Origin of the sequence: Flocculibacter collagenilyticus, from assembly GCF_016469335.1 — a bacterium.
Classification (GTDB): Bacteria; Pseudomonadota; Gammaproteobacteria; order Enterobacterales; family Alteromonadaceae; genus Flocculibacter; species Flocculibacter collagenilyticus.
This window is the reverse complement of the sequence record NZ_CP059888.1, coordinates 1503120-1526017: the sequence shown is the minus strand read 5'-3', so window position 1 is coordinate 1526017 and position 22898 is coordinate 1503120. Positions and strand designations below refer to the sequence as shown.

At 38.7% G+C, this 22898-nt stretch carries 15 protein-coding genes; 7 read left to right on the top strand and 8 right to left on the bottom strand.

Going from position 1 to position 22898, the window contains the following annotated elements; genetic code table 11:
• Nucleotides 1-4 precede the first annotated feature (4 nt).
• The 4 genes from hisH to hisIE are packed head-to-tail and all read left to right on the top strand — an operon-like array spanning nucleotide 5 to nucleotide 2801.
• Nucleotides 5-625 (top strand): imidazole glycerol phosphate synthase subunit HisH, encoded by a 621-nt coding sequence (gene hisH / locus HUU81_RS06760; protein ID WP_199611475.1) that lies wholly within the window; start codon nucleotides 5-7, stop codon nucleotides 623-625.
• Nucleotides 626-643: 18 nt separating this feature from the next.
• Nucleotides 644-1381: a 1-(5-phosphoribosyl)-5-[(5-phosphoribosylamino)methylideneamino]imidazole-4-carboxamide isomerase gene (gene hisA, locus HUU81_RS06755; RefSeq protein WP_199611474.1), complete on the top strand. Its 738-nt coding sequence runs from the start codon at nucleotides 644-646 to the stop codon at nucleotides 1379-1381.
• On the top strand, nucleotides 1363-2193 hold the full coding sequence (gene hisF / locus HUU81_RS06750) for an imidazole glycerol phosphate synthase subunit HisF (protein ID WP_199611473.1): 831 nt from the start codon (nucleotides 1363-1365) through the stop codon (nucleotides 2191-2193). Before hisA ends, hisF begins: the two co-directional genes overlap by 19 nt.
• Nucleotides 2184-2801, top strand: a complete 618-nt coding sequence (gene hisIE / locus HUU81_RS06745; protein ID WP_199611472.1) for a bifunctional phosphoribosyl-AMP cyclohydrolase/phosphoribosyl-ATP diphosphatase HisIE — start codon at nucleotides 2184-2186, stop codon at nucleotides 2799-2801. Before hisF ends, hisIE begins: the two co-directional genes overlap by 10 nt.
• A gap of 121 nt (nucleotides 2802-2922) precedes the next feature.
• On the opposite strand, the gene HUU81_RS06740 is transcribed toward hisIE, so the two are convergent.
• Together HUU81_RS06740 and HUU81_RS06735 are read right to left on the bottom strand one after the other, a co-directional pair.
• Nucleotides 2923-5655, bottom strand: coding sequence for a putative Ig domain-containing protein (locus HUU81_RS06740; RefSeq protein ID WP_199611471.1), 2733 nt, complete (start codon nucleotides 5653-5655; stop codon nucleotides 2923-2925).
• A 256-nt stretch (nucleotides 5656-5911) separates the two neighbouring features.
• A complete protein-coding gene (locus HUU81_RS06735) occupies nucleotides 5912-7339 on the bottom strand; it encodes a sodium-dependent transporter (protein ID WP_199611470.1) in 1428 nt (475 codons plus the stop codon).
• Nucleotides 7340-7869: 530 nt separating this feature from the next.
• On the opposite strand from HUU81_RS06735, the gene HUU81_RS06730 reads away from it, so the two are divergent.
• Complete coding sequence (locus HUU81_RS06730; protein ID WP_199611469.1) at nucleotides 7870-8595, top strand: SIMPL domain-containing protein; 726 nt, start codon at nucleotides 7870-7872, stop codon at nucleotides 8593-8595.
• Between the two features lie 498 nt (nucleotides 8596-9093).
• A complete protein-coding gene (locus tag HUU81_RS06725; protein ID WP_199611985.1) occupies nucleotides 9094-9807 on the top strand; it encodes a hypothetical protein in 714 nt (237 codons plus the stop codon).
• Nucleotides 9808-9868: 61 nt separating this feature from the next.
• Here HUU81_RS06725 and HUU81_RS06720 read toward each other — a convergent pair whose 3' ends face one another.
• From HUU81_RS06720 to rmuC, 6 genes are all read right to left on the bottom strand, one after another.
• On the bottom strand, nucleotides 9869-10249 hold the full coding sequence (locus tag HUU81_RS06720; protein ID WP_199611468.1) for a hypothetical protein: 381 nt from the start codon (nucleotides 10247-10249) through the stop codon (nucleotides 9869-9871).
• A 212-nt stretch (nucleotides 10250-10461) separates the two neighbouring features.
• On the bottom strand, nucleotides 10462-12519 hold the full coding sequence (gene recD / locus HUU81_RS06715) for an exodeoxyribonuclease V subunit alpha (protein WP_199611467.1): 2058 nt from the start codon (nucleotides 12517-12519) through the stop codon (nucleotides 10462-10464).
• Complete coding sequence (recB, locus tag HUU81_RS06710; RefSeq protein ID WP_199611466.1) at nucleotides 12519-16343, bottom strand: exodeoxyribonuclease V subunit beta; 3825 nt, start codon at nucleotides 16341-16343, stop codon at nucleotides 12519-12521. The genes recD and recB overlap by 1 nt, the downstream gene beginning before the upstream one ends.
• Nucleotides 16343-19684 carry an exodeoxyribonuclease V subunit gamma gene (gene recC, locus HUU81_RS06705; protein WP_199611465.1) on the bottom strand — a complete coding sequence of 1114 codons (3342 nt, stop codon included), beginning with the start codon at nucleotides 19682-19684 and terminating at the stop codon, nucleotides 16343-16345. Before recC ends, recB begins: the two co-directional genes overlap by 1 nt.
• A 49-nt stretch (nucleotides 19685-19733) precedes the next feature.
• On the bottom strand, nucleotides 19734-20099 hold the full coding sequence (locus HUU81_RS06700; RefSeq protein ID WP_199611464.1) for a nucleotide pyrophosphohydrolase: 366 nt from the start codon (nucleotides 20097-20099) through the stop codon (nucleotides 19734-19736).
• 24 nt (nucleotides 20100-20123) lie between these two features.
• Nucleotides 20124-21608: a DNA recombination protein RmuC gene (gene rmuC, locus HUU81_RS06695; protein ID WP_199611463.1), complete on the bottom strand. Its 1485-nt coding sequence runs from the start codon at nucleotides 21606-21608 to the stop codon at nucleotides 20124-20126.
• A gap of 249 nt (nucleotides 21609-21857) precedes the next feature.
• Here rmuC and HUU81_RS06690 point away from each other — a divergent pair, with 249 nt between their 5' ends.
• A complete protein-coding gene (locus tag HUU81_RS06690; protein ID WP_199611462.1) occupies nucleotides 21858-22781 on the top strand; it encodes an ATP-grasp domain-containing protein in 924 nt (307 codons plus the stop codon).
• Nucleotides 22782-22898 lie beyond the last annotated feature (117 nt).

Here is a 22898-nt window from a genome sequence, read left to right as displayed (position 1 = left end):
AGTAATGAATATTATTGTAGACACCGGTTGTGCCAATTTAGCATCAGTTTCCTTTGCAATAGAACGCTTAGGCTTTAACGCAACAATTTCATCTAATGCGCAAGAAATCCAACATGCTGAAAAAGTTATTTTACCGGGCGTAGGCACAGCCAAACATGCCATGAATAACTTAATAGAAAAAGATCTAGTGACGACGATTCAACAATTAACACAGCCTGTTCTTGGCTTTTGCTTGGGAATGCAGCTCATGGCTAGCGAATCTGAAGAAGCGGTAAGCACTAATAACACACCACAAAAGAACAATACCGTTAAGTGTTTAAATGTTATCCCTACCAAGGTTTCAGCATTAAATGCAAATGGCAAACGCTTACCTCACATGGGCTGGAACACGCTAACCAATGTGGCCAGTCACCCATTGCTTGAAGGCATTAAAGCACAAGATTATTTCTACTTTGTACACAGCTTTGCTGCGCCGATAAATGACTTCACCATCGCAAGTTGTCGCTATGGAGGCGACTTTTCAGCCGTGATTGCGAATAAAAATTTTATGGGTTGCCAATTTCACCCAGAGCGCTCTGGCCCGTTAGGTAGCCAAATCATTAAAAACTTTCTCGTTAACGTTTAACTGCATTAGGAATATAACATGATCATTCCCGCTCTCGATCTGATAAATGGCAGCGTTGTTCGCTTATATCAGGGCGATTACAAGAAAAAAACTGAGTACGCCTATTCTGCGGTCGAAAAGCAACAACGCTATGCCAATGAAGGCGCTCAAGTTTTACATATTGTAGATTTAGATGGCGCAAAAGATAGCAAAAAAAGACAGCTGCAATTAATTAAAAATATGATCAAGCAAGCCAACATGATTACCCAAATTGGTGGTGGTATCCGCAGCGAGTCAGACATTGAAAACTTGCTTGATTTAGGCGCAAACAGAGTCGTGATTGGTAGCTTAGCCATTCAATCTCCAGAGCTTGTTGCTTCATGGATTGAAAAATACGGCAATGACGCGATTGTTCTTGCACTAGATGTGAATATTGACAAGTTTGGTAATAAACAATTACCTACCCATGGCTGGTTAAAAAGTAGTGGAATTACGCTTGAAGCATTATTAGAAAAATACGCCAATGTTAATGTTAAACACGTACTGTGCACAGACATTAGTAAAGATGGCACATTAAAAGGCGCTAATGTGGCTCTATACCAAGAGTTATGCGCTAACTATCCCGATATTCAATGGCAAGCGTCCGGTGGCATTGGTCGATTAAGTGACATCATTGCACTTAAACCGACTGGTGTGTCTGGCGTTATTCTAGGGCGCGCATTATTGGAAGGTAAATTTACCGTTGAGGAGGCTATTTCATGCTGGCAAAACGCATAATTCCTTGTTTAGACGTTCGCGATGGCAAAGTGGTAAAAGGCGTACAGTTCCGTAACCATGAAATTATTGGCGACATTGTTCCTTTAGCTAAGAGATATGCTGAATCGGGTGCCGATGAACTAGTGTTTTACGACATTACTGCCAGTAGTGATGGCCGAGTGGTAGATAAAAGTTGGGTAAGCAAAATTGCTGAAGTCATCGATATTCCCTTTTGCGTGGCAGGCGGTATAAAAACAGCGTTTGATGCCCAACAAGTGCTAAAAATGGGAGCTGACAAGGTAAGTATCAACTCCCCTGCATTACAAGACCCCAGTTTAATACAGCGATTGTCGGATCAATTTGGCCAACAGTGTGTTGTCGTAGGCATTGATAGCTTCTTCAACAAAGAAGAAAATTGCTATCAAGTTTATATGTACACGGGTGACGAAACAAAAACGCAAGCAACAACGTGGAATACAATGGCATGGATCAAAAAAGTACAGCAACTCGGCGCAGGTGAAATTGTCCTTAATTGCATGAACCAAGACGGCGTTCGACAAGGCTATGACATTACCCAACTGGCGCTAGCACGTGAGGTATGCGATATCCCATTAATTGCATCCGGTGGCGCAGGTGGAGTTGCTCATTTTACTTCTGTGTTTCAGCAAGCCGATGTGGACGGTGCACTTGCCGCAAGCGTTTTTCATAAAGGGATAATCGATATTGGTACGTTAAAAAATGCGCTCATTGAACAGCATGTTCCCATTCGACCAATGTTACACAGTTCAGCACCTAGCTCACAAAAATTAGGGGGCAATACAATATGCTCATAACGACTAACAACCAAGAGCAATTAGCTTGGGACAAAATGAACGGCTTACTACCTGTTATCGTTCAACATGTATTCTCAGGACAAATCCTTATGCAGGGATATATGAATCGGGCGGCGCTACAACAATCGCTAAACACCAAGTTGGTTACTTTTTTTAGCCGATCTAAACAAAGAATATGGACCAAAGGAGAAGAGTCAGGTAACACACTTGCCCTTCAGCAATTATCCGTAGATTGCGATGGCGACGCCCTAATCGCACTTGTATTACCAAACGGCCCAACCTGCCACACAGGCGATTTCAGTTGCTGGCACACAGGAGCTAAACCAACACTTGCTTTTATTGCTGAACTTGACGGCATCATCAGCGCTCGGAAACATGCAGCGGCAGAAACGTCCTATACCGCTAGTTTATTTGAAAGTGGGATAAAGCGTATTGCACAAAAGGTAGGCGAAGAAGGAGTAGAAACTGCATTAGCCGCAACAGTTCAAGACTTAGACGAATTAAAGAATGAATCAGCGGACTTACTTTACCATCTACTAGTGTTATTACAGGCCAGTGACGTACCACTTGCAGATGTTATTGAGGTTTTACAGCAAAGGCACCAATAATTAAGTTCTTATAAATTACACTTTTTATTTAAATTAGCTGTGAACAGGTAAGTGCCAGAAGCCAAGAAGGTAAATGAAGTATCAGGCTTTAGGCCTGATACAATCATTATCTAAAATTCACTTACTTTTTTAATACATAAAGCTTAGCGGATCTATACATCAGAAGTAGAATAAGACAGAGCACATATGAATACCCCCCCCCTCCGCTAGAACGAGGCTGCTCTAGGTTAGTTTCTTTTTCTCTACTATCCGTGGTTGTATCAAGAATTTGAACAATAACAACTCCATTTGCTACCCCACCAGAAGCATCTGAAACTTGATAATCAATTTTAGCCGTTGAGGCAGAATTTAATGACGAATACTCTATTTTATTATCAATAATTCTTACTGTACCAAAATCAGTTGATACATTTTGAATTGTCAATTGAGTCCCCTCAGGATCCTCATCATTTGCTAGGACATCTATGATAATTGAACTATTTATTTCTAACGAAGCAGTGTCATCGTTCGCTACTGGTAGGTGGTTATAAGCGTTTACATAAATCGTAAAGGACTTAGTATAAGCTTTCTTATCACCAGACTCTAAGCTAATAACTATATTAGGATAAGAACCTATATCACTTGTAGTAGGTTCGCCATAAATTTCGCCTGTAGACTCATTTAAATGTAGCCAACTAGGTTTGTTAATAATACCGAATTGCAACTCTTCACCTTCTAGAGCACTACCTTTTAAGTCAATATTTTGTTTAAAAATACTCAATTCAGCATTAGGGCTCAAGTCCACCTCTAATAAATGGGGCATCGATATGGTAAATTGTGCAGGGGTATGCTCAACAATTATTTCAAGCTCTCTAAAGATAGTTTCGTTATGTCCGTCATTCACACCAAGTGAAAGATGCCAAGAGTCACCATCGTTGCTTGGTGACTGACCATGAATTTCACCGGTTTCTTTATTAAACTTCAACCAGTCTGGTATATCACCGACAAGCTCAAAGGTATGCGTATCTTCACTATTCAGATCTCTTATTACTGGTTTAACTGAGATGGGTTCATTAGCAGTGGTAATTTCTAGCGTATCAAAAGTAACGTGGCTATCAACGTTATACATAAGTTTAGGAGGAATATTACCAACTATAATTGAGAAGGCAGAAAGGCATGATTCTAATTGGCCATCATTTACGCAAATACTGATACCTGAATATACCCCCTTATCCCTCTCTGTAGGGATACCTGTTAATATCCCTGTTTGTGCGTTAAATTCTAACCATTCTGGTTTATTAACTATTGTATAAGTTAAGTTATCACCGTCTATATCAGATGCTCCTGGCTCAAAAACGTATGTTTCTGAAGTAGCTGTAAAATGACGTGTTGAGGCATCACTTGTCATATATGGTACACTGTTATTAGCGGAAATCTGTAGCAGCATTAACTCTTCCCCCTCATTAGGAAGAGAGCCTCGTACAAAAGCTACAAAATTATTATCAATAAAATATAAAACATTTACCTGTATGTCACTTGGAAGAGCAACTGACTTTAGTTCACTAGATAATGAATTAAAAAAATGAAGGGACGTGTTATAGTTTAGATATAGCAAGCCGTTATGAATAAACCTACTAACCTGAGGGCTGCGAGTTATATCAAATTCTACAACTTTCCGCAAAGCGGTATCCCATCCTGTTACAGTAGTTGAGCTTACAAGACCATAATATGTATCTGAAATGGATATCATCATATTATTATACTGAGTAAAAATATCTTCATCATCTTCAGGTAACTCCAACGTAGTCCATTTCCAAGTCAGAAGATTAAAAGCATTACGAATCAGCTTTGGCCTATCATACCCCATGCGAGAGGTCCAAAAATCAATAAATACGTTCTCTCCAAAAATAGCTTCCTCATGAAGCCCATGGTCGCCCCAGATATAAACAGGGTTATCTATTTCAGCACTAAGACCTGACTCTTCATCTAGATATAGTGGGGCGAATGATTGGCTCGTACCTTTCATCAAGGTAAGTTGAATTCTTTCCAGTGGTTTTAGCGTAGCGGGTGAAATTATTTTTTTTTCTAAATCGATGTGGTAATAGTTCTGATAATTTGTAGAAGATTCAGAATTGGAAGAAAAATAATACAGAAGACCATCAATTACAACATATTTTGGCCAACTAAGAACTTCACCTGAGAACTCATCAACTAATTTTTTTATAGTGCCCGACTTAGAATCAAAATACCAAGGCTCTCTATTACCTTCAGAATTTTTAATTGAAAAGAAAAAGTACCCGTCAAGATGCGCGTAGTAATATGGCCTAATTATTCCCTCAAATTCATTACTAATTGGAGATGGCCACCATGAAGAGTAGCTTTGCACATTTGTTAACATGTTAAGGTTTTCGGTCTTTTTTTCCAGTGACCAAAGTTGCTTACCATGAACACCATCATTTGCCAAAAGAAGATAGTAGTCATCTAAAGAGTACAATAAAGTAACATCAGAGCCTTCAGAGCCGCTGCCTTTTGACTCAGCGCGCTGATTTATATTATAAAAGAGGTGAGATTCTCCATTCGGACTAATAATTGTTCGTGGCTTAATGTAAAGCTCAACAGTTCCATGATTATCAATATTATAGTCAGACAATGTTAATGCTGGATCTAAATCCTGATTATTATAGTGTAACTTCAAGTCAGCTTGAATAAGGTTTTCACTTAAGCTTGTTTCTTCTAAGATTTTAGAAACTTTAATATTCGGAGAGTAATTGATGTTTAGTTGTGTTTGATAATAGGTTTCAATTGTTAGTCCTGAGACATAAGAACTAACAAAAAATAGATAAAGTATTCCAAACTTAATTAATTTAGTAAGCATTGATGTATCCTTCTCATGCTCAAACATAGTAATAGAAAAATGAAATTATAGGGTTAGTTATTAAGTGAACCTCGAACAGAAGAGCTCCCGCAGGGATCACAATGACTATAAAAGCAGGCAATTATACATAAATATAATCGATAGTTAACAATCTCCTTTGAAAATAAAAAAGACCTAGAGCTCACGCTCCAAGTCTTAATAAAAACCTTAACTTATCGTAGGATAGGAAATGTATTAAATTACATAATATATAAGTTTAAATCAGATCCAACAAACTGATACCAAAGTATTTTTGAGCAACAATATTAATAAATACCGCCGCTAGTACAACAGGAATAAACGTGCTTAAAGAAAAGTCCACATACTTTTGTAACCAAGAACCTTCATAGCTGTCATTCCCCTCACTTAATTCAGCGTGGAATTGCTTCTTCTTCCAACGGCGCATCACAAACATACACACCAATAAGCCATTAAGCGGTAAAATCGTATCGTAGAAAATATCTACAACAACATCAAAAACCGATTTACTCGCTCCGGCATAAGACGTGAACTCTGTAAACATGGTCACCATGCCAAAAGACAGCGTACAAATAACAGCTAACACACCCATTGTGCCGCCTAAAAAGCCAAGAGCCTGCTTACGGCTCATGCCTTTTTCGTCAATTAAACTGGCTACTGTCACTTCAATAATTGAAACCAACGACGTAATCGCAGCGAAAAATACTAGCAAGAAGAACGTTGCCGCAACTGCACTTGCGCCTACATACCCCAGCGATGCTTGTAACGCTAAAAATATTTTTGGCAAAAATACAAACATTAAAGACACCGATGAATCAGATAGTTCTGCAGTGTTCGTGTTAGGGTTGAATGAAAAGATAGCAGGAAGAATAAGTAAACCAGCAGTAAATGCAACCGCGGTGTCAGTAATCGCAACCATTTTTGCGCCACCAACAATATCGTCACGTTTACTTAAATATGAACCGTACGTAATTAAAATACCCATACCTAAAGATAACGAGAAGAACGCTTGCGACAATGCTCCGTTCACGGTTGCTGCGGTAATCTTATTAAAGTCAGGAACAATGTAATAGCTAACCCCAGCAAATGCATTGTCTAACGTTAATACATAAATAACTAAGCCAATAAGCATTATGAACAAGGCTGGCATTAATAGTTTAGCGGCACTTTCAATGCCTTTTTTAACGCCCATTACCAAAATAGAGTAAATAACAGCAACCACTACAACCATATAAATAAATAAAGATGACGAATTTACAAACTCACCAAATGTACCCGGTTGTGCTAATTGAGATAAATCACCCGTAACGGTTTTATATAAATAACCGAATATCCATACGGTCACTACCAAATAGAAAACGCCTATCATAAAAGGTGTTAACACGGATAAGAAACCAGCAAATCCCCAGCCTTTATGATTATTTGATACCTTATTATATGCACCTAATGGATCTTTAGTTGTATGACGCCCTAGGGACATCTCCGCCAGCATAACGGGTAAACAAATAAAGAAAACAAATAATGCGTAGATAAGTAAAAATGCACCGCCACCGTTTTTTGTTGCCGCGACAGGGAATCCAACCAAGTTGCCAATTCCAACCGCTGAGCCCGCTGCAGCAAGGATAAAACCTAGCTTCGAGCTAAATTGTTCGCGAGGGAGACTCATAAACTTCCTTTAGATTTATAATATTTGTGATTTTTATTATTGCGGTCACTCAAGGTCTGACAATCAATCAGCAAGGCCGCTTTTAATTATGACCGCCAATCCTATCAGGTCGAAACTTAAAAGTCTCTTGCTGACTGGTATAACCTTATTTTTTTGTTAGAGGGAACATATTGAAGGCTTCAATCATGGCGTATCGGTAAGCAAGCATGGGCACTCGGTGTCACGTTAAAACAAAAGGACTGCCAAACCCGAAAATTTCAGATAACAGTAAATATAAGATACAATCTCTTTTTAACGTACGCAAAAAATACAACCTCAGAGGGCTTATTGCATATAGGCTGTTACCATGCTAAAAATGCTGATGAAACTTAATTTACCCTTTTGGGGTGTTAAATTACCTCAATATGGGTTCCAATAAATTGTTAGCTTTTTAATTGAATTTTCGGAGCATAATGAGAAAGTAAATCCCTACGTTAGTTACGTGAACGTTATAAACAAATCAACATCTAGTTGTTATTAAAGAATTATTTATGAAAAAACTTTTATTGGTATTATCTCTCATATCTTTTACTCCTCTTGCCTCAGTTATTCCTAATGAGCCTCATATATACGTAGAGGGCACATCAGACTTTGGGGTTTTTCCAGACCAAATCCAAGTATCTGTATCTTTAAAGGCTGTTAACTTTGATGCGGAAGTTGCAAAATTAGAAGTGGATCAAAAGTCACTAAAACTATTTGAAGCAATGCAAAAACTTAATGTTGAGAAAAGTGATATAACTGCTACACCTTTGCAAATAAACCCTGCTTTTGAGTATGAAGATAGAAAGAAAATAGATAAAGGAACAAGTGTAAGTCGTAATGTAGATATTGTCCTGAAAGATTTAAAAAAGTACCCACAACTAAATGATATTTTAGTTAATGTTGGGATTACTTCAAAAATATCATCAACTGTCAAAGTATCGAAAGAGAATGAGCTAAAGAAAAAAGCTCTTATGCTAGCTTTAAAAGATGCAAGAATCAAAGCTGAAAGCCTTGCAGAGCTACAGAACAAAAAGATTAAAAATGTACATTCAATCTCAGAGTTTAAAACAAGAGACGATAGCTCTTACAACCTAAAACCTGAACAAAGAATTTATGGTCAGTCATATACTGTTACAGAACGACGCCTTAGAGTAACACCTCCACCACCTAGCGTTTTTGAGGTAGGCGAAATGAGGGTTACAGCAACTGTTTATGTTGTTTATACAATAGAATAACCTTGCTTGTAACATATATGAGCTTTCTCAGGACAAGTAAGCATAACAATTCTTATTAGCTGCTTTTATGCAGCTAATTTGTTTTAATGTAAAAATCTTAAACACTGAATCACACACTTTTTAAATACCTACACTCATTCTCAGTTTTTCAAAAAAGTTCAAACTTAACCGCATAAAAAACATACAACAATAAGATGACTGTCTATAGTTAAATGAAGCTAAGAAATAAATCGTAGAAAACCTCTTACCTAAGTTTAAAACTCAGTAAAAAGTGCTAATCTACGTACCAATTTAATTTATATTACTTTCAATGATTTGCATGAAAAATAAAGCTTCATGTGGGGTGAAATTATGACCTTAGTAAACTTACCAAGCCACTCATCGTTCGCACTTTCGCGTGCTAAGCCCCTAAAACAGTCTGCATTACTTGCAAGTGTAGTAGCGCTTGGGGCGTTTACTTTACCTGCTGCACAAGCGGCTGATTGGAGTGTGACAGAGATGCACTTTCAATATGGTGAATTAGACACTCCAACGTTTGTTAATAATGCCTCTGTTTCGTCTGATACTCGCGTAATTACGTTACAAAACGCGAGTGGCTGGAAATACGGTGACACTTTTTTCTTTGTCGACTATTTAGATGACGACAATGGTGACAGCTTTAATAATGGTGATTTTTACGGTGAAATTTATTTAAATTTCAGTATGTCTAAAATATTCGACAGAAAGTTTCGAAAAGGTGGACTTAGCGACATTGGATTTCTGCTAGGCGTTAATGCCGCTGCAGATGCAAAAGTACTTAAATATTTACCTGGTGTTCGCTTGTCTTGGGATGTACCAGGCTTTGCTTTTTTGAATACCGACTTTACTGCTTATATTGACGACAGCGATGGCGTCACATTTTCTGGTGCACCAACTGAAGACGATAGTTACATGCTTGATATCAATTGGATGTATCCATTTGAAATAGGCAACCAGCAGTTTAATATTCAAGGCCATATAGAGTTTATAGGTGCTCGCACCAATGAGTTTGGCGAGCCAGTAAAAAACTGGGTGTTAGCACAACCTCAAATCCGTTGGGATATGGGTAACGCAATGTTTAACCAAAAAAATCAGCTCTTTGTAGGCATTGAATATCAGTATTGGAATAACAAACTGGGCGACGCTAATACTGACGAGTCGGCCGTGCAGTTGTTAGTAGTTTGGCAGTTTTAGTTGCTTTAATTTATCTAGATTATTTAGATTCAGGGATGAATCTGTTATTCACCTTCCCTTTTTACCAATGCAACCAATGCGATTTCTCAAATACCTCTCCGCTACGTGCATGCCTTAAAGAAATAAAAATATTATCTGCATTTACCATCAAGGATTTGCTCAACATTTCCGTTGTGTTTTTGGCGATGATATCTTTCACATTGGGCTTATGGCAGTCGGGTAAATAAATTTCAATCCAAATTGGATGAGAATCATTTGGCTGGGTCGTTGCTGTTTTTCCGCTATGGCAAAAGTGCCCCTTCTCAATCGTTATCCAGTAAATTGCGAAATGCGCTTCATTTAACTGAGTTTGTACAGATAACATGTTTGAAAGCTTAGTTAATAAGTTATCAATTTTTACTGGTTGCGCTAGCGGTAAGCTACGAATGGTCAGCACAGGCATAGTGTGTTAATCCTTATTAGAAGAAGAGTAATGGATTAAATCGCGTTGGAATAAGCACTTATGGCGTTATTAATGAATAAAACTTAACGACTCTCATTTAAATCTAGTGTACACAAAACTAAAAGTAAAAAATTTATTTCGACGTTAAAGCAAAGAACTAAGCTGCTGACGTTACTATTTTCAATTATTAACGTTTATAAGCGTTAAATAAGCTAACCATACAACTTTTCAATAAGCCCTGATTGACGCTTAATAGAACGAGCCATTGCATTACTTAACACACGCTTTCCGGCATAAAGAGTAAAATGATTTTTTGCTCGGGTAATGCCTGTATATACCAACTCCTTCGACATGACTTTATTGCTGATTGTATTTTTTAATTCAGGTAGCGCCAGTACTACAGTATCGAACTCAGAACCTTGGCTTTTATGCACGGTCATCGCAAATACCGTATCGTGCATTGGTAAACGTGAAGGGTAATAAGCATTTAACGACTGATCGGGCGCAATAAACCATGCTTTTAATTGTTTATGTTGGTTAGGATCTTCATTTTCATAATCTGGCAGTAATAAACCAATATCGCCATTAAATAATTGCATGTCATAATCATTTTGCTGAATCATGATTGGCCGACCTGCATAAAACCGTTGATTGGCAGTAATATGTCCCGAACGAGCGAGTACTTTTTCAATATTGTCATTTAATTCATTAACACCAAATCGCCCCTCTTTTACTGCCACGAGCAATTGAAAGGTATTAAATGCTTCTATGACAGTTCGAATAGGCTCCTTTTGACGCATCTTATTTAAATACACTTTATAAGCATTAGCGCATTGCTTAATTAATGACTCATAATCTTTTGCGCTTTGCCCGTAAAAAGTAAGCTCGGCATAATTTGCCGCAAAAACCTGATCTAATAATGCCTTATCGTTTGTGTTTACCGCTTTAGCCAATTGCCCTATTCCACTATCCGCTTTAAATCGATGACTTTTTTGCAGCGCAATTACAGAGTCGACAATAGCGTTGTGACAAACGTCTTTTTCTGAGTTGCCATGAGGTAGTGCTACACCGGCTACTTTTTGTATCCATTGATTTTGAGTAGCTGAAAGGTGGGCAGCCGGAGCCGACTTAATAGATTTCAACGGTTGAGAATTGATACTTCCATTTAAGGGGGCACAAATATCAGCCAGCACACATCCAGCCTCAACTGAGGCTAATTGCTCCTGATCGCCTAGTAAAATAAGATGCACATAAGCAGGCAATGCTTGAATTAACTTGGCCATTAATGCGATATCAATCATTGACGCTTCATCCACCACCAGCACATCGGCATGAATTGGGTTTTCATGATCACGTTTAAAATGGCTTGATAAATATTGCGGCTGCAACAATCGATGAATCGTTTTTGCATTATCGGGAATGCAATTTTTTGTGCGTGAATCAACGTTTAACTTTGACTTAGCATTTTTGATGGATTCGGTCAGCCTTACTGCTGCTTTTCCCGTCGGCGCTACAATTTCAATAACAGGGTTAGTTTTAGGGTGAAGCGTCGCTATCAGTGCTAACAAGCGGGCTACTGTTGTGGTTTTGCCCGTCCCCGGCCCTCCAGTAATTACCGCAAATTGCTGTTTAGCTGCAATGGCGACTGCAACTCGTTGCCAGTCAACCTCATCTGTATTGTTCGCGGGGGTAATATGTTGGTTTTGGATAACAGTTTTATCAAAAAGCGAGTCAATAATATTTTTTACTCTTTGCTCGTTAAACGTTGTCGCCTTATTTGCCAAGGCTCGCAAACCTTCAGCCACAATGGTTTCATACCGCCAGTAACGAGCTAAAAATAACTGTGTGTGATGTAATACAAAAGGTAACGCAATGGCAGGATTACTCAAAACGCTATTGATTGATGCTATTGACGTTTCTTTTTCTAGCGCTGCATCCGGTGCTATGAATGGCGTGAATAAATTGAGTGCTTCAACGGATAAGTTAAATGGATTACGCCAGTTGATAGACGAGATATTGAAGCATACATTCTGCTCTGCAAGCTCTAAACTTAGTAAGGCGACTGTAATAACTAGATAACTCTTTACTGTGTCATCTATTTTCTGGCCGCTCAATAGGGCAACTTCAAGTGATGCATTAGCAAACTCAATATCGATATGACGTAACTCACAATACTCAATAAGTGACTTAGATAATGCGCCGTTTTCCTCGCGCCAACATAATAATTCACTACTGGTTAATTTAATCTCTTCATTGTAACTAGGTAGCATTAAAATAACCCTAATTGCTGTTGCTCATGTAATGTAGCGCCATGTTTACTTGAATCACACTCACTGCCACTATTCAAACCGAATGTTGTACCAGTAAAAAGTGCATCAAGTTGGTCTATTAATTGTTTTGGCGGTTTATCTCGAAATATGCCTGTATCATCATTTGTATTCGCACTCATTCCTCGTAAAAATAAATAATACACACCGCCTATATGCATGTCGTAATCATAATTCGGAAGGCGTAACGATAAATAACGTTGCAAGGCAACTACATAGATTAAATATTGCAAATGATAATGATGCGATGTCATCGCTTCTTCTAGTTTATCTGGCGTGTAATCGCTGGTATTTTCACCTAAATGATTCGACTTATAATCAAGCACATAATAGCGACCGTTAAATTCATACACTAAGTCAATAAAGCCTTTTAATACACCTTGTACGTCTGAAAATGAAAGCAGTTTATAATTTCGGTTTACTTGGGATGACAATAACGCATTTAATTTAGCGGCATTGATCGTTGAAATGGCCATGTGGAATTCCATTTCAATCAACTTATTGTGAACATCTGCCAGTGCATGTTGATCTTTATCTAAAGGCGTATCAAGCACATCACATACCCACTCATACACTACTTCTGCCCAGCTTTCATCAATGCCGTATAAGTTAAGCTTTTTAATAATTACATCAATATAGTCACGCTCTGCTGACGTGAAATCTATCTCTTCAAAAATTTCATGCAAACAGCTACCCGCATTCGCCCCTTTTTCAAAATTAAAACGATTCTTGTTCATTACCGTTACAGGTTGAAAGTCGGAAAAATGCAGCTCATCATCCATGCCGGGCTGAACCTCCCCCGCTTCGGGTGGAGACGGCTCTTCGGTAGCAGCCTTAGAATTGGCCACGGTTGAGTGCGCAGCATGAATTAATGCGGAGTAACTGGTTACTCGCCAGTAGTCGTCTATTTGCGCAGAAAAGTGATGCTGTACAAGTTGCGCTTGCGTATTGTGACTAACTGCTTGAAAACGGGTATAGGTTGACGTGCTGGCGTCGCAATAATTTGCAATCATGTTATTCGTGACTACGCTTTCTTCTCGTGTCGACTCATTTATACCATCGACAAGATTGATAAGTTGTTGCTGAATCAACCCGTTATTAATATCGGCAACGTCAACTGTCCCAAACAGTAAATACCCAATTGCCGTTTTAGTAAGCGCTGAACGTTTTTTCTGTCCTTCTTTGCAGTTGTAAAGGTTAACATTGAGTTGGTGCACTGGCCGCGTTAATGCAACATACAGTAACCGCAAATCTTCAGCTAATTGTTCTTTTTCTGCTTTGGATAAATTTTCTTCAGCATTGGTTAAATCTACAGTAAGTTGGTCAAGCTCATTATGGTAAATGGCACTAGAAACCGCGCGATAACTACTTATAAAAGGCAAAAATACAATATTGTACTCAAGTCCTTTACTTGCGTGCATGGTAACGATTTGTATTAAGTTTTGATCCGACTCCAGTCGCATTTGCTGCGCTTTATTTAATTCTGGTGAAGTAATCTGCTGTTCAAACCAAAACAATAACTTATGCAGCCCGCCTAGCTCCATTTGCTTTTGCTGTAAGATTTCACCTAAATGACGCAAATCTGTGATCAACCGCTCAACATTGTCGCTATATCTCGATATTGTGCGCCATTTTTTAACCAAGCCGTTATCATAAATAAGGTGCTGAATTAATGGCATTACCCCGTAGCGCGATAATCGGTTTGATAAATTATCAAACATATCTAACACATATTGCCACGCGTGCTCTTGCTCGTTTAATTGCTCAATATCTGTGATTGAATAATTAAACAAACAGGATAATAAAATGCCTCGAATATGTGCTTCTGCATGGCTACTACCTTGTTCAAGTATAAGCACACTGAGTAAGCGATAAACGTCTTCAGCTAGCTCGCTTGCAAACACACTGTCCTTACTTAGAAATACGCTATCAATATTACGTTCAAGCAGTGCTTGCTTAATTGTACGCGCTTCAAATCTATCGCGCACAAGCACACAAATATCAGCAGCAGCGACTTTTCGGTCGCCAATATTCGCTTCACCCTGCTCTGCCAAATTAAGTAATGTCGCTATTTGATTAGCGCTATGTTCTGCCAATAAAGGCAGTGCGTTGCCTTTTGCTATGGGTGTGTCGTCCTCGCTAGGTAAATAAGACAGTTGTAATCCCGCAGCAGCCTTGTTATTAATCTTAAATGGCGATTTGCTTGCCTTGCCCGCAGCCTTGACGGGTAAAAATGGAATGTCTTGATCATAAATAAAGGCATTTTGGCTACTTGAAAATAAGTAGTTAACCGCTGTGACCACATCATCAGACGAGCGCCAGTTGGTATCTAACGTATAATATTTTTCTCTCTCGACATCGTGCTTGGCTTTAATATAAGTAAAAATATCTGCACCACGAAACCCATAAATTGCCTGCTTGGGATCACCTATCATTACCCAGCATGCATTTACTTCATCACTCTGAGATGTATCCTGATAAATGCTAGAAAAAATGCCGTATTGAATGGGATCGGTATCCTGAAACTCATCAATCATTGCAATTGGATATTGCGACGAAATCGCATCGATTAATGCTTGTTGGTGATCGCCGTGTAGAGCACTGTGCAATCGGGTTAGCAGTTCATCAGCACTAATTTGATGATTTTGTAATTTACTAGCGATAAGTAACTGCTTAATTTTGGTAACAGCATCTTGAATGATTGCAGCTTTTAGCTGCTGTTTTATTTTTGTGCGCATTAACGCTAGCTGTTCGCAGCTGTCAAATACCCAATGGGTAGGAGGCACTTTTTTACCTTTTAGCGATTTAGGATTTTGTAAGTCTGACTGCGCCCATAACTCAAAGCTTTCTTTTTTATTGGCTTTATACACAAAGTCGAGCTGGTTGGAGTGACAAAATGCGTTCATCGCTGCAAGACGATCGCTTTTTACTGCCGCTTTATTACCACGTATGTCAGATTTAAGCAGCATCGACTCAATATCTTCTTCAAGCCATGCGTGCTTCACTTTTTTTACTAAGGTTTGATAATGCTCTATTTGTTTTATTTCATCTGTAAAGCTATATCTTGGTGAGAACACTACACCTTCTTTATACAACAAAGCTTCAATGTCTTTTTGTAACTGTGTAGGCTCTAACCAGAATTGACGTATAAAAGTCATCACCGGCAGTGATTGCGGCACCACATACTTGCGCCAATAGTCTTTTGTAGCTTCTTCAACTAAGCTGGTTTGTTCTAAAATGAACTCTTGTTCAAATAGCGAGCCTGACTCAAAAGCATGCTGCGTTAACATGCGATGGCAAAAACCATGAATGGTAAAAATAGCAGCTTGATCCATCAACTTAGCGGCTGCATCCAGTCGATGAAATGCTAAATGCCTGTCTTCAATTTGGTCAACAATCGTAATTAATAAGGGGTCACTACTTTGTCCTGTAAATACAGCCCACTTTGCTTCGTTAATCCGAGCGCGCACTCGGTCTCTAATTTCTTGCGTTGCCGCTTCGGTGAAGGTCACCACTAAAATTTGCTCAACGGTGTAACACTGTGGTGCGGTTACGTGGCTTTCTTCTACTGTGTCTGTTAATAAAGGATTGGTGTTTGTTAACCCTAACAACAGGCGCACATATAATGTGGTAATAGTATACGTTTTTCCTGTGCCTGCACTGGCCTCTATTAAAATACTACCTGTTAATGGCAGAGTGAGCGGATTTAGTGACGTTGGCAACACAGTGTTATTAGCTTCATCCAGTGGTGTCGTGTTCACAGCCATTATTGATGCTCCTCTGCATCCATTACATTTTCTAGCATGGGCAGTAACAAGTCATCCGCTAACTGATAAAAAGTCTCTGGTAACTCATTCACTTCGGTATAGCATTTGGCTACGTAAGGATCGTGTAATTCGCCTTGAATATTTAAAAAGTCTTGCCCATAAAGCGAAGTGGTTAACTTACTTTCATCGTGACTTTTCGCCCAGTTGAAGCTAGTTTGAGACAAAAACGGGATAACTTGTTGATGCCCCAACACACAGTGCGCCAACCATAGTGTTAAATGTTGTTGCGCCGTTTCTTTATCAATAGCTTGAAATTGAACCGCTTTATCTAATCCAATTAAAAAGGTATGTTTTGGCTGGTAAGCAGCACAACAAACAATATGTTGTAACCATGCATTAATGTAATCAGTCGCTTTTAGCTTAGCTGGTCGCGCTAGCAATATTCCCATACCAACAAATTGCTGCAACCAACCTTGTAACTTGACCCCTTCAAGGATGATCGAAATTTCTATTTGTTCTGTTTGGTTAATATCTGGTACAAAGCTAAGAATACGTGTCACAAACTCATCACTGAGGGTGTCAATATCACCAAAGTCAATATCACCTGCACTGCCTGCTGGTAATTGCCCAGCACGACGCCAATATTGTTTCGCACTTATGGTCGCAGTATCGTAAGATTCACTTTCAGCGAGTAATTTTTGTTTTACACGTTGATTCAATATCTGATACTTCGCCAACCCTAACAGTGCAAACATTTCATCGTCATCTTCGTGGGCTGTTTGTGTTTCTATTTTTACTTTTAAACAATGATTAAAATAATAACGTATTGGGTGACGCCAAAAGGTCAGTAAACTGTCTAATTCCAGTGTATTATTTTCCAATACCGTGCTAGTTACCGAGCTGCTGTTATTATTAATGGTATTCACCATTAATGCGTCAGCGTTATCCACAATCCACTGCACTTTATAGCTTTTAATGTGGCTTTCAAGTGAAAAATAAGCGTGGTTAAAAGGCTGTAGCGGATGTTCAACGAATAGAGCCGAAGGTGTATTTCCATGCTCATCAATAAATGACTGTTCAATGTATTCTTTAAATTCAGACACCACCACAGAAGGCACTTTAATGGAGTTATCTAAAATAGAGCGCCCATTAAAACTAATATAAAGCTGTTCTCTTGCTGACAGTAATGCTTCTAAAAATAAATAACGGTCTTCTAGTCGTCGGCTTCTATCGCCTTTTTTAGCTTGGCTGGTTGCCATTAAATCAAAACCTACTGGTGCGACAAAACGCGGGTATTCACCGTCATTCATTCCTATGAGGCATACCACTTTAAATGGAATACTACGCATTGGCATTAAGGTACAAAAATTGACACGCCCCGCTAAAAACCGTTGACCGACCCCTTTTTCATTTAATTGGGACTGAATAAACTCACAAACCACTTCATAACTTAACGCGAATTCTTCATCGGCTGGAATGTTACCTAATTCAAGATGATACGCTAACGCTGAAATAGCCTCTCGCGCCGTATTGATTGCAATTAGATCTTGTTCTTCAGCTAAATAAAAATCCTCGACTATCGCCCTTAAAATAGCAATATGCTGTTCAGCACTGGTTGCTTGGGTTAGCTGTTTACGGAATGTAATAAGTTGATTCACGAAGTGGCTTACTTTACCTAACAATACGGCCTGCTGACCTTCTATTTCGGTATAAGGCAATATGTTGTGATACAAGGTTTGTTCATTACTGGCATAACCTAATAGCGCTCGCTTCAAGCCAAACTGCCACGTATTCAAATCATCATGTTCAAAGCCTAAATCGCTGCGATGACGCTCATCAATGCCCCAGCGAACACCCGACTCACGCACCCACTTTACTATCCACGGTAAGTCTTCCGCGTCTAATTCTAATTTATTTAATATTGCAGGAACTTGAAGCAAGTCTAAAATTTCAGACGCGGTAAAACGTAACTTAGGCAGTTTAAGTAACGTGATAAATGATTCTAGGATAGGATTTTCTTGCCGCACACCACGATCTGAAATGGCAAATGGAATATATTGCTCGTAAGGCACACTTGAAAACACCGACTCAATATAAGGGCCATATTGACTGACATCGGGCATCATAACGATAATATCTTTCGGTGTAAGAGTCGGATGTTGTTGCATCATATTAAGTAAGTGATCATGCAATATTTCTAACTCTCTGACTGGGCTGTGTGCACTATTAAATAAAATAGAGGCATCATTATTGCGCCAGATTTGCTTACCTTCATCTGTCAGCATTTGCTCAGCAGTTAACGGCTCCATTTGATCCCGAAACGATAAGTTTAAAATATCATTTTGAATCGTCTCAAGTGCGTTTTTTGCTGGCGACTCAATAAAACAATCTATGTCTTGGCCGGGAATATCTAGTAGTGTTTCAACATAATCCTTACCCACGCCACCTAGTGATGCTAACAGAGGGTTGCCCACCATAAAAAAGTTCTCTACCTCTTCATGTGGGATTGCAGCAGTATTATGCTTTGAATTAGGGTAACGCGCTTTAATTTTGGCCAACATTTTTTCGTTAACAATATCGCCCCAGTAATGTTGGCAAGGATTGAAATAAAATAAATAAATATCAATATGCTTTGCTAAATGCTCTAGCACATCTAACTGTTGTCTTGGGAGAGTTGAAATACCAAAAACAAATAAACGTTGAGGTAAAAAGGTTAATTCACTGCTTGCAACATCAAGGTTAGCCAGCCGCTCAATTAATAAGTTATGCAGATTCGTTCGATGATACGGAGATTGTCCTAGCACTTTAGTCTTTTCAATAATCGCACGCCATAACATTGGCTGCCACGGTTGCTCGCTGACATTTCCTCCTGATATTGCATCTTCACCCGCTTCCCAACCTAAAATCCACTCAGGTCGATACATTAAATACTGATCAAATACGTCAGCAATTTTTTCGCTAAGTTGGTATAGCTTTATCTGATCAGTATCGTCACTAAGGTAATGTTTCAGCGGTGCAAAATCTGGTTCTACTAAATATGCTTCTAATAATTGAAAGACTTTCCATGCCATATCAGTCTTATTGAAAGCAGATTGTTCTGGTAAATCTGGCACTAGCGCTTGATATATTGTCCAAATAAAAGAGGACGGTAATGGAAAATGAAGGTTGGCTGCAATTCCCAGTTGTTCAGCCAAGCTAATTTTAAGCCACTGCGACATACCAGGGCTTTGAACCAAAATCACTTCTGGTTCAAATGGGTTTGCCAAGGGAGTCGTTTTTATCACTTGTGCTAGTTGTTCAGCCAGAACTTCCATTTTATTTGATTGGACAAGTGATAACATTCATTCTCTCTTTTAGTTAACAAGTAAATTACGTGGTTTTACTGAATAATTAAGACTTTAGTTTCTCATTATTTTTATGGCGCTCTACATCCCTGCCCGTTTTTTTCGAAAAGTTTTTTTCAATTGCCGCGGTTAAATCAATACCTTGTTGGTTGGCCAAACACGTTACTACAAACATTACATCTGCTAACTCATCTGCTATTTCTTGTTTTAGATTTTCTGGTTCTTTGCCTTTTTTAAAGCTCTGCTCACCGTGCACTCGCGCCATAAGTCGCGCAACTTCCCCAACTTCTTCCATCAAAACGGCAGTGTTTGTTAATTCATTAAAATAGCGTACACCAAACGATTTAATCCATTTATCTACATCTTCTTGATAGTCTGCTACTGAAAAACTATTGTCATGATCTAATTGCATGAGTATTAATACCTATTATTAAATTTAAACCTGTTTGGTTAATGCTGGTTTGATTGCCACATCTAGCTCTTTATCTGCTAAATCTACTTTCTCTATTTGCTCAAAGCGATTAGATATTTTTGAGGCTGATGTGTGTATTTGTTTTACGTCTGACGCGGCTTGGTCGATATGCTTTGCTAAATTATCGAAACGGTTTCTGAATCGGCCAAAATCTGCTCCCAGTTTAATTAAATGTTCTTGAATAAGGTGAACTTGTTGACGCGTTGCTTCATCTTTAATGACCGAACGCGCTGTCGTTAATATTGCCATTAAGGTGGTTGGCGATGCAAACCACACTCTACTTTGATAGGCATACTCTACCATGTCGGCGTGGTGAGCATGAATTTCGGCAAACACCGCTTCTGCTGGAATAAACATTAACGCACCATCAGAGGTTTCTTTTTCTAGAATATATTTGCTCGCAATATCATTAATGTGCTTTTTGATATCTTGTTTAAACTGCCTTTTAGCAGCTGCGCGATCACTGTCTGCAAGCTCGTTATCCATCATTTTACGAAAGCTCTCTAAAGGAAACTTCGCATCAATGACGACATTACCAGTAGGTTCTGGCAGAAACATCACGCAATCGGCAATTTTTCCGTTGCTAAGCGTATGCTGTAAAGAAAAGTGCTGTTCAGGCAATACATTACGAATTAGGCCTGTGAGTTGAACTTCACCAAATGCTCCACGTGTTCGTTTATCTGCTAACACTTCTTGCAAACTCACCACATTGGTAGAGAGTTCAGTAATTTTCTTTTGCGCATCATCAATTAATGCAAGTCGCTGTAAAATATCATTAAAGGTTTTTGTGGTTTTTTCAAAGCCGTCACTTAACCTTTTTTCAACCTGTCCACCAATTTCTTGCAAACGCCTATCGGTAGACTGCGTTAACTCTGTCATTCTATTACCCAGCGCTTCTGCATTTTGAATGAGCGATTTACTTAATTCTTCTCTATTAGATTTTGTTGACTCTGTTAGCAATTTGACTAACTGCTCAACCGCATTGAGTTGGTTGATATTAAATTGCTCTTTTTGCTCAGCCAATAATTGTGTTATGGCGGCTTGAAGGGCTGACTGACGATGTTCATTATTAATTTGGTGCTGATTTACTTGCTGTATTAACTGTTCTTTAAGATGATTATATCTAGCCTGCTGCTGAGTACTTAAGTCATGGTTCGCTTTTAAGCTAGCTTCTCGTTGTGTTTGATTCGCATGAAGTAATTGCTGCTGAAATGACTGCTGTTGTTGCTCAACAGTGTGCACTTGTTTTACTAAGGCAGCTAACGTTGACGCTAATACATCTTGGGTTTGAACTTGTTGATTTGTACTTTGGGCATTTGTATTTATCAATCTAGATAGACGTAAAAATAATAAAATAATCGATAAAAGAACTAATGTTAAAACGGCAATGGTTACAACAATAAGCAACCCATTCGGCGAACCATTAATTAGCGCCACTATATCTGTCATGTTATTCCCATTGTTTGTTATTAGAATATTGTGAGAACATCTCTGTTATTTATCTAATTTAGCATGAACCAAAGCATGACATACAACATTAAAAGAAGCGGGTATGTTGTTCACACATTATTTAAACAAAGTGATGTCTTTTAAGTCATGTTTGTATGCTCTATTAAGAGTGGGGCTACCATGGGTATAATAAAAAATTGCACAAACATCTTCCAACTAAATAGAAAAACTAAATGCGAGGGCTGATTAGTGACTAAACAATACGATGTAGTTGTTCTTACCGAGGATAAATACGCAGCAGAATGTTTTACTCCGCAAAAGAAACTTGATTGGTACTCACTTCAAGTACTGTTAGAAGATCAAATCTTGATAGATGCACTTACCGAGCAGGGTTTAACAGTTACTAAGCGTTCATGGTCTGATCCTTCGTTTGATTGGGAGCAAGCTAAAACTTTATTGTTTAGAACAACATGGGATTATTTTGATCGCTTTGACGAATTTTCTACTTGGTTAAATTCAATAAAAGATAAAGTACAGACCATTAATAATATCAACACCATTATTTGGAATTTTGATAAGCGCTATCTACATGACTTGCAAAATAAAGGTATCAATGTGGTTGATACTTATATTCTTGAGCAAAATCAAACGTATTCTTTGGCGGAAGAAATGGATAAATACCAATTTGAGGAAGCCATCTTAAAGCCCGTCATCTCTGGTGCAGCTAGGCATACTTACCGTATAAACCAGTCTAACGTTAATCAAGTTCAAGCCCATTTAGATACGTTGATACAACACGAGCACTTTATGTTACAGCCTTTTCAAAAGAATATTGTTACCGAGGGTGAATTATCACTGATGGTGATGGGTGGAAAAGTGACTCATGCTGTTAAGAAAACGGCTAAAAAAGGCGACTTTCGCGTTCAAGATGATCATGGTGGTAGCGTTGCGCAATATACGCCCAATCAGGAACAAATTGCATTTGCTGAAGCAGCTATCGCCGCCTGCTCGCCACAACCTTTATATGCCCGTGTGGATATTATTGAAGACAATAATGGGCAACTCGCCATAATGGAACTGGAGTTAATCGAACCTGAACTGTTCTTTCGTTTCAATCACGACGCAGCACACCAACTTGCTACTACAGTTAAACAGTATTTATCGACTTTTTAAACTTATCCACTTTTCATAGGTGATCTAGATCAAATTTCGCTTTATCTTTTAATAAGGTAAGCAGAAACTTGATCTAGAACATAGTTCACGCCATTCGTTTAGCTACACTCCCCACAA